This window comes from Ramlibacter sp. (assembly GCF_035548915.1).
GTDB lineage: Bacteria > Pseudomonadota > Gammaproteobacteria > Burkholderiales > Burkholderiaceae_C > Ramlibacter.
In genome coordinates, this window is sequence record NZ_DASZSE010000047.1 from 12,394 (window position 1) to 25,381 (window position 12,988).

The following is a 12,988-nucleotide window of genomic DNA, read 5'->3' on the forward strand; positions in this document are numbered from 1 at the left end:
GCAGGCGCGGCCAGCGTCGCCCGATCAGGCACGGCAGGGGATGCCCCGGCGGCGGCAGGGCCGGACGGGTGGCGCTAACATCCGCCCTCATGAACTACCCGAACACCCAGCTCTACATCGATGGCCAGTGGCAGGACGCGGCGGACGGCCGCACGCTCGCCGTGTTCAACCCCGCCAGCGGCAAGGAGATCGGCCGGGTCGCCCAGGCCGGCACCGCCGACCTGGACCGCGCGCTCGCGGCCGCGCAGCGCGGCTTCGACACGTGGCGGGCGATGCCGCCCATCGAGCGCGCGAAGATCATGCGCCGCGCCGCCGCGCTGGTGCGCGAGCGCGCCGCGGACATCGCGCCGATGCTCACGATGGAGCAGGGCAAGCCCCTCGTCGAAGCGAAGGGCGAAACGCTCGCCGCGGCCGACATCCTCGATTGGTTCGCCGACGAAGGCTTGCGCGTGTACGGGCGGCTGGTCGCATCGCGCACCAACCTCGCCATTCGCCAGATGGTGGTGAAAGACCCGCTGGGCCCGGTGGCCGCGTTCACGCCGTGGAACTTCCCGATCAACCAGGTCGTGCGCAAGGTCGGCGCGGGGCTCGCGGCGGGTTGTTCGATGCTGGTGAAGGCCGCCGAAGAGACGCCCGCGGCGCCGGCCGCGTTCGTGAAGGCCTTCGCGGACGCCGGCATTCCCGCGGGCGTGCTGCAGCTCGTGTACGGCGTGCCGGCCGAGATCTCGAACTACCTGATCCCGCATCCCGTCATCCGCAAGATCACGTTCACCGGCTCGACGCCGGTGGGCAAGCAACTGGCCGCGCTCGCGGGCCGCTACATGAAGCGAGTGACGATGGAGCTCGGCGGCCATGCGCCCGTGATCGTGTGCGAGGACGCGGACATCGCGCTCGCGATCAAGGCGTCGGGCACCGCGAAGTTCCGCAACGCGGGCCAGGTGTGCATTTCACCGACGCGCTTTCTCGTGCACGAGAGCATCCGCGATGAATTCGCATCGGCGATGGTGAAGGTGGCGCAGAGCCTGAAGGTGGCCGATGGCCTGGCCGAAGGCACGCAGATGGGGCCGCTTGCGAATCCGCGGCGCGTGACGGCGATGGCGGAGATCACGAAGGACGCGATCGAGCAGGGCGCCACGGTTCTCACGGGCGGCGAGCGCATCGGCGAGACGGGCAATTTCTGGCAGCCGACGATCCTCGCCGATGTGCCCGTGGCCGCGCGCGTGTTCAACGACGAGCCGTTCGGGCCGGTGGCGGCGATCCGGTCGTTCGAGAAGCTGGAGGATGCTGTCGCGGAGGCGAACCGCCTGCCGTACGGGCTCGCGGGTTATGCGTTCACGAAGTCGCTGAAGAACGCCGATCTGCTCACGCGCGAAGTGCAGGTCGGCATGCTGTGGATCAACATGCCCGCGATGCCGTCGGCGGAGATGCCGTTCGGCGGCGTGAAGGATTCGGGCTACGGCGTGGAAGGCGGGCCGGAGGCGCTGGAGGCGTATCTGAATACGCGGGCTGTTGCGGTGATGAACTGATTTGAACTGATTCGAATCGGCCGCGGCCCGGCCCGCGCGGAAAGGCACTCGGGAACGCGCCGATGTGATGATTCACGCCGTGAATGACTATCATCCACGGCATGGAAAATTTGCCTTGATTTGTCGGCAGGGCGTTCGCGCAGCGCCTGCGCGCGATGTCTGCGCGTGATGTCTGCGCGTGATACCGGCCGTGGTGGTGACCGGCGCCCGCCAGACCGGTGACGAAGTGCAGCGCGAACCGGCGTTGCAAAGGGGCCGAGCCCCGAGCTCACGCCGCGATCGTCTTCTCGCGCCTCACGTACTGCATGCCCAGCGCCGCGGTCGCGAGCACGAGCCCGGCCAGGTCCGCGATGGCGCCCGGATAAGCCAGCAACACGCCCGCCACGCAGAACAGCACGCGCTCGATCACCGTCGCCTTCCTCAAGGCCCACCCCTGGAACCCCGCCGCGATCGAGGCGATGCCGATGGCGCAGGTGATCGTCACTTCCGCGATCGACCACCAGTTCGCGTTCGCAAGCGCCTTGGTCGAACCCATCAGCAATAGCCCCTGCCCGCTCGGATCGAGCACGAACATGAAGGGCACGAGGAAGGCCGGCACGGTGTACTTCCAGCACTGCATCGTCGTCTTGTACGGATCACCCCCCGTGATCGCGGCGGCAGCGAAAGGCGAGAGCGCGGTGGGCGGCGACACTTCCGACAGCACGGCGTAGTAGAAGATGAACATGTGCGCCGCGAAGTCCGCGACGCCGAGTTTCGTCAAGGCCGGCGCGGCAATCACCGCGCAGATGATGTAGGACGCCGTCACCGGCACCGCGAGCCCCACGATCCAGACGACGAGCGAGGTGAAGATCGCGGTGAGCAGCAGCGAGCCGCCCGCATAGTCGATCACGATGGTGCTGAACTTCAGGCCGAGCCCCGTGAGCGTGACGACGCCGACGATGATGCCCGCGCCCGCGCAGGTCGCCGCGACGTTCAGCACGCCGATCGAGCCGCCTTCCATCGCCTTGATGAAAGGCGTGCCGAGGAAATTGCGCGCGAGCTCCTTCGGGTGGCGCAGGAGCTCGTACGGGATGAGCGCCGTGTCGTTGCGCAGGAAACTCGCGACGGCCGCGACGGCCGTCGCCCAGAACACCGACAGCACCGGCGAGAAGCCCCACAGCATGAAGACGACGATGGAGACGAGCGAGAGGAAGTGGTACCAGTACTTCTTCGTGAGCGACCACACGGGCTCGATCCGGCCGAAGTTCACTTCGTGCATGCCGTACTTGCGCGCGTCGATCTCCACCATCAGGAAGAGCGCGAAGTAAAAGAGCAGCGTGGGGATGCACGCCATCAGCAGCACGTCCAGATACGAAATCTTCAGGAACTCCGCGATGAGAAAGGCCGCCGCGCCCAGCACCGGCGGCGAGATGATCGCGCCGAGCCCGCCCGCGGCGAGCAGCCCGCCCGCCGCGTTCTTCTCGTAGCCGACCTTCGCGAGGATCGGATACGCGACCGAGCCGAGCGTCACGGTCGTCGCGACGCCCGAGCCCGAGGGGCCGCCGAGCAGGAACGACGCGAGCACCACCGTGCGGCCCGCGCCGGTCGGCTTGCCGCCCATCGCGGAGAACGAGAAGTCGATGTAGAACTTGCCCGCCTGCGAGTACTGCAGGAACGCGCCGAAGATCGTGAAGAGGATGATGAGCGACGAGGACACGTCGATCGCCACGCCGTAGATGCCTTCGAGCGTCATGTACATGACGCCGACGAGCCGCCCGACGTCGTAGCCCTTGTGCGTCCACGGCGCGGGCAGGTACGGGCCGGCGAGCGCATAGGCGATGAAGGCCGTGCAGATCGCGGGCATGATCCAGCCGCTCGTGCGCCGCATCGCCTCCAGCACGAGCAGCACGAGCGCGACGCCGAAGGCGATGTCCCACGGCAGGGGCGACGTGTTGCGGTCGGTGAAATCGTCGCCGCCGAGGATCAGGTAGGCCGCGATGGCCACGGCGGCGGCGGCCGCGATCCAGTCCCACCACATCACGCGGTGGCGAAAGCGCGCCGCCATCGGGAACATGAGGAAGACGAGCACCAGCACGAACGCCACGTGCACGGGGCGCAGCGTCTGGGTGGGCACGATGTCGTACGCCGCGTACAGATGGAACACCGTCATCGCGACGGCCAGCAGCGTGACGAAGACCGCGAGCGGCCCGCGCAGCTTGTTGGCCGCGCCTTCCTCCTGCTCGATGAACTCCTCGGCCTTCTGCAGGGCCTCGTCGCTCACCGCCTGGGGCTCGGTCATGCGCTCATTCGACCTTGATGCCCTTTTCGGCGAAGTACTTCAGCGCCCCGGGATGGAAGGGAATCGGCGTGGCCGCCTGCTTCTGCGATTCGAGCTTGATGTTCTCCGCTTCCTTGTGCACGGCAACGAGGTCGGCCTTCTTCTCGAAGATCGCCTTCACGATGTTGTACGCGGTCTTCTCGTCCATCGACTCGTTGGCGACCAGGATGTTCATCACGGTGGCCTGATGGTTGTCCGCGTCCATGCCGCGGTAGGTGCTCTTCGGGATCACGTCCTGCACGTAGAGCGGCCCCCACTTCTTGTTCATCGCGGGGACGAGATCCGCATGATCGATCATCTTGATCTTCGTGCCGGGCGTGTTCGCGAGGTCCGACACGGCGGCCGTGGGCAGGCCGCCCACCCAGAAGAAGGCGTCGATCTTGCCGTCCTTGATGGCGTTCACCGACTCCGCGGCGCCGAGACGTTCGCGCTTCATGTCCTTGTCCTTGTCGAGGCCGGCGGCTTCGATGAGGCGGAAGGCCATCACCTCGGTCGCGCTGCCGGGGGAGCCCGTGGAAACGCGCTTGCCCTTCAGGTCCGCCATCTTGGCGATGCCCTTGCCCTCGACCGTGACCACGTGCATGCGGTTCGGGTAGAGGATGGCGAGCGTGCGCACGGGGACCTTGTGATCCTTGAACTTGTCCTCGCCCTTGTAGGCGTCGAGCGCGGCGTCGCTCATGCTGAAGCCGACGTAGGGCTTGCCGCTCGCGATGAGCTTCAGGTTGTCGACCGAGCCGCCCGTCACTTCGGCCGTGGCCTGCATGCCGGGCACGTACTTCGAAAGCACGGCCGCGAGGCCGCCACCCATCGGGTAATACACGCCCCCCGTGCCGCCGGTGGCAATCGAGATGTTCTGCGCGGCGGCCGTGCCGGCGAGCATCAGCGCGGCAGCGAAGAAGAGGAAAGCCGACTTGAGGAATTTCATCGAGGTCTCCGAATCAAAAAGCACTCATGCGCCTCGCGCGAGTGCAGCGCGGGTGATTCTGTGCCGCGCTGCGAGCGCGTGTCTCTAATGGGTTTCCTGTACGCGCGCCGCGCTCGCAGCTACTTCGCAGGGACCTTGCCGCGCAGTTGCGCCGCCCTCAGAAAATCGAAGTCGACGCCCTGGTCGGCCTGCGTCACGGCCATCTGGAAGAGCCTGGCATAACCGCGTTCGGGTGCGGGCGGACTCGCGGCGGCCGCGTTCGCCCGCTGCGCGAGCGCTTCTTCGCTCACGAGGAGCGATAGCTCGCGCTTTCCGACCGACAGCCGGATGCGGTCTCCCGTGCGCACGTACGCGAGCGGGCCGCCTGCCGCCGCTTCGGGGGTCACGTGCAGCACGACGGTTCCGAACGCCGTGCCGCTCATGCGGCCGTCGGAAATGCGCACCATGTCCTTCACGCCCGCGCGCGCGAGCTTGCGCGGGATCGGAAGGTAGCCGGCTTCGGGCATGCCCGGCGCACCCTTGGGGCCGATGTTCTTCAGCACGAGGATGTCGCTCGCGTTCACGTCGAGGTCATCGTCGTCGATGCGCCCGGCGAGGTCCGCGGCATTCTCGAAGACCACCGCGCGGCCCTCGTGTTCCATGAGACGGGGATCGGCCGCCGACTGCTTGATGATCGCGCCGCCCGGGGCGAGATTGCCGCGCAGCACGGCGATGCCGCCTTGCGGGTACACGGGGCGATCGAGCGGGCGCACGACCGACTGCGCGAAGGGCGGCGGCGCGCGCTCGAGCTCTTCGCCGAGCGTTCTGCCGGTCACGGTCATGGCGTCGAGATGCATGAGCGGCTTCAGTTCGCGCAGCAGCGTGCGCATGCCGCCGGCCGCGTGGAAGTCCTCCATGTAGTGCGCGCCCGTCGGCTTCAGGTCGAGCAGCACCGGCGTTTCGCGGCCCATGCGGTCGAGCGCGTCGAGATCGACTTCGAAGCCGAGCCGGCCCGCGATCGCCGTGAGATGCACGATCGCGTTGGTCGATCCGCCGATCGCGAGCAGCACGCGCATCGCGTTCTCGAAAGCCCTCGCGTCGAGCACCTGCCCGATGCGAAGCCCGCTCTTCGCGAGCTCGACGGCGACCCGGCCCGTCTCTTCGGCGATGCGCAGGCGGTCCGCCGTCACCGCGGGTGGCGAGGCGCTGCCGGGCACCGCGATGCCCAGCGCTTCGGCGATGCAGGCCATCGTGCTTGCGGTGCCCATCACCGAACAGGTCCCGACGCTCGGCACCAGCCTGTCGTTCACTTCGTCGATCTCGGCCTCGCCCACGTCGCCCGCGCGGAACTTCGCCCACCAGCGCCGGCAATCGGTGCACGCGCCGACGGTTTCGCCGCGATGCGAACCCGTGAGCATCGAACCCGTCACGAGCTGCACGGCGGGCAAACCCGCCGAGGCGGCGCCCATGAGCTGCGCGGGCACGGTCTTGTCGCAGCCGCCGATCAGCACCGCCGAATCCATCGGTTGCGCGCGCAGCATTTCCTCCGTGTCCATCGACATGAGGTTGCGCAGGTACATGCTGGTCGGATGCGCGAAGCTTTCGTGCAGCGAGATCGTGGCAAAGCGCACGGGCAGGCCGCCCGCGAGCAGGACGCCGCGTTCGACCGCGCCGATCAGCTGCGGCATGTTGCCGTGGCAAGGGTTGAAGCCGCTGCCGGTGTCGGCGATGCCCACCACCGGCCGGTCGAGCGCCGAGTCGCTGAGGCCCGCGCCCTTGATGAAGGCCTTGCGCAGGAAGAGCGAGAACTCGGCGTCCCCGTAACTCGTGAGGCCCCGCCGCATGCCGGTGTCCGCCGCGCGCTTCGAAGAGGTCATGCGCGCGATTGTGCGCGCTCATGCGCGTTCATGCGCGTTCATGCGCGTTCATGCGCGCTCGTGGCCGAGCTTGTGCCTGCAGCCCCGCGTTTGCCGCGTTCAGTGCTCTTCGCCCGGCGCATCGGGCACCGCGCGGCTGCGGATCACGGTGGCCGCGATGCCGCTTGCCACGATGAGCGCCACGCCCGTCCAGCCGAGGAGGGAAATGCGGTCGTCGAAGAGGAGCCAGCCGAAGAACGCGGAAAAGAGGATGCCCGAATACTGCAGGTTCGCCACGAGCAGCGTGCCGCCTTCGGTGCCCGCTCGCGAGTAGGCGCGCGTCATGCAGAGCTGGCCGAGCGAGGCGAGCACGCCGATCGGCAGCAGCCATGTCGCGGCGGCCCACGACCACGGCGAAAAGCCGGTGAACGGCACCACCGCGAGGCCCGCGGCGAGCCCGCCGACTGCGAAATAGAAAACGGTGCGCGTCTCGGGCTCGCGCAGCCGGGACAGCGCGACCACCTGCATGTACGCGAGCGCCGCGGTGATCCCCGACAGCACCCCCGCCATGCCGGGGACGAGCTGGTCATGCCGGATGGAAGGCCGCAGGAGCAGCACGACGCCCGCGAAGCCCGCGAGCACGGTCATGATGAGCGAGCCGTTGAGCGGCATCGTGCCCGCGTCGTCCTTCGGCTGCCAGGCCATGACGGAGCCCGCGATCATGAACAGGGCGATCCACACGCTGCTCATGTAGTTGAGCGAGATCGCCGTGGCGAGCGGCAGCCCCGCGATCGCGTAGAACCATGCGGCGAGCGAGATCACGCCGACGAAGCTGCGCCAGGCGTGCATGCGCGGGTATCGGGTGGCGAGCGTCACGCCCGTCGCGCGCGCGAACGCCCACATGAACACCATGCTGATGAGTCCGCGGTAGAAGATGATTTCCGCGGCCGAGAAGCTGCCGGCGGCGAATTTGATGCACGCGCCCATGGCGGAGAAGAGCAAGGCGGCGAGCACCATCCAGAAAGCTTGGCTCGTCATTGCGGGAATTAGACAACACGCGCGGCCACACGGGCGCGATGCGTCGCGGTAGCATGGGCACGAGCGGCCGACGACGCCCGAGCGTGCCGCACTGTCGCTGTGTCGCACTGTCGCTGTGACAGGACTTGGGCCAGGCAACACAAGGGAGACGTTCAGATGAAGAGAATCGCGATCGGATTGGCGTGGTGTGCATTGGCAAGCGCCGCATCGGCGGCGGGCGCCTCGTTCAGCTGCGGCGGCGTGGGCGCGGGCGACCAGGAGCGCATGAAGGCGCAGGCCGCCGGCCACGACATGCTCGTGACCTTCGCATCCACGACCGGCGCCTACGTGGCCGACGTGGACGTGCGGATCACCTCGGGCCGGGGCGACGTGGTGCTGCAGGGCCACTGCGGCGGCCCGCTCATGCTCGTGGACCTCTCGGGCAAGGGCAGCTACGACATCGCGGCGACTTTCGCCGGCAAGACGCAGCACAAGAGCGTGACGGTCGACGCGAAGCCCGCGAGAGTGACGTTCGTGTGGGCCGCCTCCTGACGGGGAGGGCGGCGAAATTGCCACGATTTGCCACTTGAAGTATTTCTACAAATGCATATAGTGAGGCTGTCGCTTCGAACGGGCGACAGCCGGCGGACAGCGGGCCGCGCGGGCTCCTTCCTTCAGACTCCCTCCATCCGCCCCCTTTCGAGGGGGCTTTTTTTTGGAGCGCGCCGGGCGCAACCATGCCTCGGCAGCACCGACCGGCCCCCGCTATCATTGGACGCTCCACCCTCCCGGGAAAGACCCAGGTAATACGAAGATGGCATTGATCGTCTTGATGGAAGATGATGCCGCCACGCGCATGCTGGTGAGTTCCGTGCTGCGCCGGGAGGGCCATGAAGTGCTGGCCGCCGAAGACGGGCAGCAGGGCGTGGCGCTCGTGGAGGCGCGCAAGCCCGACCTGATCGTGAGCGACGTGCAGATGCCCGGCCTGAACGGCTTTCAGGTGCTCGCCGCGCTGCGCGCGCAACCCATCTTCGCGACGACGCCCGTGATCCTGCTCACCTCGCTGCAGGAACGCGCGCACATGCGCATCGGCATGACTTCGGGCGCCGACGACTACATCACGAAGCCCTTCCAGCCCCGCGAGCTGCGCGAGGCGGTGGCCGCGCAGCTCAACCGCCGCAAGGTCCAGGCCGCGCTGCAGACCATCGCGGTGGAAAGGGCGGTGCGCAGCGCCGTCGCCAGCGAGCGCGACCGGCTCATGGAGCTGTACGAGGACCGCCTCGCCTCGGAACTGAGCGATCGCTGGCCCGCCGCGCAGCCCGGCGAGAGCGACGAACGCTTCGAATCCGCCACCGTGCTTTTCGTGGACATCCCGAACTACGCGGCCCTGGCGGGCAAGCTCTCGACCGCCGAGATGAGCGAGCTGGTTCGGCGCCTCTACGAACGCGCGAACGACGCGGCCTACCTCTTCGGCGCGCACTACATGCAGTTCGTGGGCGAGGGGCTGCTCGCCGTCTTCACGGGCGACATGAACACCGACACCGTGAACCACGGCCTGCGCGCGGTGCGCACCGCGCTCGCGCTGGTCGAGGCCGCGACGCCGATCGGCCGGTACCTCGAAGAGACCTATCCGGGCCGCGGCCTCGCGCCGTTCGGCGTGTGCGTCGCGCTGAACACGGGGCCCGTGGCGCTCGCGTTCCTCTCGGACCCGCTCACGGGCAACCGCCAGCGGCTGCCGGTGGGCGAAGTGACGAGCACCACCATGCAGCTGCAGAAGCGGGCCGCCCTCGAAGGCTGGGAAGTCGCGGCGAGCGTGAGCACGCTGCGCTCCGTGACCGGCGCGGTGCGCACGGGCCGCCGGTCCATCTTCGACGTGCCGGGGCGGCCCGCCATCGATGCCGCGGAAATCACCGGGCTCGAACTCTGAGGGCGTTCGCATGAGGCTCGTTCCGCTGCGCCGCATCCTCGCGGCGAGCCTCGTGCTGCTTGCCACCGTGCCCGCGCTGCTCGTCGCGTGGACGCTCGTGCGCGCGAGCAACGAATCCGTGGACGAACTCGCGGGCCGCATCCTCACGCACGTCGCCACGCTCGTGCAGGCGGGCACCGAGAACCACTTGCGCCAGGCCCACGAAGTGATGAACGGGCTCTTCCGCGAGCGCCTCACGCCCGCGGAGACGGAGCGCGCGCGTGCGTGGCTGCGGGAGCCCGCGAAGTTCGAGCCGCTCGCCTTCGCGCTCATGCGCCTGTCGCCCGAAGTGCCGGTGCTGCACTTCGCAAACCTCCGGGGCGAATACTTCGGCGTCGAGGCGGTGGAGCAGGGCATGCGCATCGCCGTGCGGCCGGCCAATGGCGCGGGGCGCGACTGGTGGCTCGCGCGCGAGCCGGGCGACCGCCACGAACGCTTGCCCTCCGAGCCCGTGAACTTCGAGCCGCGCACGACGCCGTGGTACGGCACCGCGATGCAGGCGAAGGACCGCGCGTTCACGCCCGTGCGCGTTTCGGCCGAGTCGAAGCAGCTCGTCGTGAGCCTCGCGCAGCCGGTGTTCGATGCGGATGGCGGCGCTGCCGGCGTCTTCGCGGTGGACCTGCACCTGCAGCAGCTCGCCGACGTGCTGCGCACGCAGCGCATCAGCGCGCACGGCGCCGCGTTCGTGGTGGACGAGCGCGATGCGCTGGTCGCGAGTTCCGCGGGCGATGCGCTCTTCGAGCCGGTGGACGGCGGGTTCGTGCGGCGCAGCCCGAAGGACAGCGCGAATCCGATGATCCGCGCGAGCTATTCGGCGCTGCAGGCGTTGCGCGCGCAGCGGCGCGAGGATTCCGTGGCCGCGGACACGAGCCTCAAGCGCATCCCGCTCGCGGCGGGCGACGACCTGCTGATGGTGCAGCGGCCCTTCGGCGAAGACCTGGGCCTGCACTGGACGCTGGTCGTGGCCGCGCCCGAAAGCGATTTCACGGCCGACATCCGGCGCGCGTCGCTTCTCGCGGTGGGTGGCGGCGGCGCGCTCATCGTGCTGGGAACGCTCATCGCGTTCCTGCTGGCGCGTGCGATCGGCAACCGGCTCGGCGCGCTCTCCACGGCGGCCGAACAGCTCGGGCGCGGGCGCGTACCCGACGTCGCGCAGCGCACGCGCATCCGCGAAGTGCGCGAACTCTCGCAGGTGCTGCACGACAGCGGCGAGCAGTTGCAGGCGTTTCGCGCGCAGGTCGAGCGCGACGCGCGCGCGCTGCAGCAGGCCAACGAGACGCTCGAAGCGCGCGTGCGCGAACGCACGGCCGAACTGGAAGCCTCGCGCGAGGAGGCGCTCGGCGCGGCGCGGGCAAAGGCGGCGTTCCTCGCCACCATGAGCCACGAGATCCGCACGCCGCTCAATGGCGTGGTGGGGATGAGCACGCTGCTGGCCGAAACGCCGCTCGATCCCGAGCAGCGCGACTACCTGCAGACGATTCGTCTCTCGAGCGACCAGCTGCTTGCGGTGATCAACGACATCCTCGATTTTTCGAAGATCGAGTCCGGCAAGCTCGAGCTCGAAGTGGAGCCGGTGAGCCTGCGCGGCGCGGTGGAGGAAGCGTGCGACATCGCGGCGCCGCGCGCGCGCGAAAAGGGGCTCGAGCTCATCGTGGACATTCCCGAGGCCGGCCCGCAGGCGGTGCCCGCGGCGATCCTGGGCGACGTGACGCGCCTCAGGCAGGTCCTCATCAACCTCATCAACAATGCCGTGAAGTTCACGGACAAGGGCGAGGTGGCGGTGCACGTGAAGCTGGCATCGCACGAGGTCGAGGGCCGCGTAAAGCTCGAATTCCGCGTCACGGACACGGGCATCGGCATTGCGCCGGATCGGGCGGCGTCGCTCTTCGAGGCGTTCACGCAGGCCGATGCATCGACGACGCGCAAGTACGGCGGCACGGGCCTGGGCCTCGCGATCTGCAAGCGGCTCGTCGAGCTGATGGGCGGGCAGATCGGCGTCGAAAGCGAACCGGGGCGCGGCTCGACCTTCTGGTTCACGATGACGGCGAAGGTGACGGAACTCGCGCCGTCCTTCAGCCCCGCCGACAGCAGCCGGCTGAAGGACGTGAACGTGCTCGTCGTCGACGATCACGCGACCAACGTGCGCGTTCTCACGCGGCAGCTCCAGCTGTGGGGGCTTCAGGTGACATCGGCGGCGTCGGGGCGCGAAGCGCTCGATCTGCTCCTCACGATCCAGCCGCCGCCCGACGTGATCGTGACCGACATGCACATGCCGGAGATGGACGGCGTCGCGTTCGCGCGCGCGGTGAAGGAAAGAGCGGCGCTCGCGCGAATCCCGATCGTGCTTCTGAGCTCCGGCTTCATGCCCGCGGGCGACGAGAACGCGCGGCTCTTCGAAGCGCGCCTGCTGAAGCCCGCGCGGCAGAACCAGCTCTTCGACACCATCCTGCGCTGCATCGGCGCGGGCGGGGCGAGCGATACCGCGGCCGCCGCGAGCGTGAGCCCCGGCCAGCACGCCACGGTGCTCGTGGCCGACGACAACGCGGTCAACCTGAAGGTCGCATGCGCCATGCTGCTGAAGCTGGGCTACGAGGTGCGCACCGCGACCGACGGACGCGAAGCCGTCGAGGCCATCGCGCAGGCGGTCGCGGCGGGCGAACGCATCGATGCGATCCTGATGGACGTGAACATGCCCGACGTCGACGGGCTCGAAGCGACCCGGCAAATCCATGCAGCACTCGGCGACGGCAGTCCGCCGGTGATCGCGGTCACGGCCGCCGCTTCGGCAGAGGACCGCGAGCGGTGCGAAGCCGCGGGCATGGATGACTACCTCACGAAGCCGCTGCAAGTCGGCGCGCTCGCGGGCGCACTGCAGAAGTGGATCGTGCGGGCGCGCCCGGCTGCCGCGCGCGCCGATGAGGAGCCGGTGCCGGCGCCCGCCGCGCTCACGAGCCAGATGCTGATGGATTTCGGCCGCCTGCAGGAGTTTCGCGAGTACGACGACGAGGCGCTCACGATGACGAAGGAAGTCATCGGCCTCTTCCTTGCCGATACGCCGAAGCGGCTCGATGCGATCGATGCGGCCGTGGCCGCGCAGGACGCGCAGGCGCTTGCGAGTGCGGCGCATGCGTTGAAAGGCGCGGCCGGCAACGTGGGCGCGATGGCGATGCACGCCGCGTCGAGCGCGCTCGAGGCCGCGGCAAAGCAGGGCTTCCCCGCCGACGCGGCGGCGCAGGGCCGGCACCTGCGCGAACTCTGGCACGGAACGCGCCTGGAAGTCGAGAGCTGGACACCGTGACGGGGTGCGCGCGCATGCGTGCGTGCCGCGACGATTCCGCCTGCGGCTGAGCGAAGCCGTGTGACAACCTTCGCGAAGGAAGCTTCCGACGCCTGCGCGACCCG

Annotated in this window: 8 protein-coding genes; 4 read left to right on the forward strand and 4 right to left on the reverse strand. The window is 68.8% G+C overall.

Features of this window, described 5'->3' with window-relative positions; all coding sequences use genetic code 11:
• Positions 1-89: 89 nt before the first annotated feature.
• Entirely contained in the window at positions 90-1,526 is a 1,437-nt protein-coding gene (locus tag VHA82_RS20600) for an NAD-dependent succinate-semialdehyde dehydrogenase (RefSeq protein ID WP_325547040.1), read from the forward strand.
• 268 nt (positions 1,527-1,794) lie between these two features.
• On the opposite strand, the gene VHA82_RS20605 is transcribed toward VHA82_RS20600, so the two are convergent.
• The 4 genes from VHA82_RS20605 to VHA82_RS20620 form a co-directional block, all read right to left on the reverse strand.
• The gene (locus VHA82_RS20605) at positions 1,795-3,804 is read right to left on the reverse strand and encodes a TRAP transporter fused permease subunit (RefSeq protein WP_325547041.1); all 2,010 of its coding nucleotides are present in this window, start codon (positions 3,802-3,804) and stop codon (positions 1,795-1,797) included.
• Positions 3,805-3,808: 4 nt separating this feature from the next.
• On the reverse strand, positions 3,809-4,768 hold the full coding sequence (locus VHA82_RS20610) for a TAXI family TRAP transporter solute-binding subunit (RefSeq protein WP_325547042.1): 960 nt from the start codon (positions 4,766-4,768) through the stop codon (positions 3,809-3,811).
• Between the two features lie 119 nt (positions 4,769-4,887).
• Positions 4,888-6,624, reverse strand: coding sequence for an IlvD/Edd family dehydratase (locus VHA82_RS20615; protein WP_325547043.1), 1,737 nt, complete (start codon positions 6,622-6,624; stop codon positions 4,888-4,890).
• 99 nt (positions 6,625-6,723) lie between these two features.
• A complete protein-coding gene (locus VHA82_RS20620) occupies positions 6,724-7,620 on the reverse strand; it encodes a DMT family transporter (RefSeq protein ID WP_325547176.1) in 897 nt (298 codons plus the stop codon).
• Between the two features lie 177 nt (positions 7,621-7,797).
• On the opposite strand from VHA82_RS20620, the gene VHA82_RS20625 reads away from it, so the two are divergent.
• From VHA82_RS20625 to VHA82_RS20635, 3 genes are all read left to right on the forward strand, one after another.
• Entirely contained in the window at positions 7,798-8,172 is a 375-nt protein-coding gene (locus VHA82_RS20625; protein WP_325547044.1) for a hypothetical protein, read from the forward strand.
• A gap of 262 nt (positions 8,173-8,434) precedes the next feature.
• Positions 8,435-9,547 carry a response regulator gene (locus VHA82_RS20630; RefSeq protein ID WP_325547045.1) on the forward strand — a complete coding sequence of 371 codons (1,113 nt, stop codon included), beginning with the start codon at positions 8,435-8,437 and terminating at the stop codon, positions 9,545-9,547.
• Positions 9,548-9,557: 10 nt separating this feature from the next.
• On the forward strand, positions 9,558-12,884 hold the full coding sequence (locus VHA82_RS20635) for a hybrid sensor histidine kinase/response regulator (protein WP_325547046.1): 3,327 nt from the start codon (positions 9,558-9,560) through the stop codon (positions 12,882-12,884).
• Positions 12,885-12,988 lie beyond the last annotated feature (104 nt).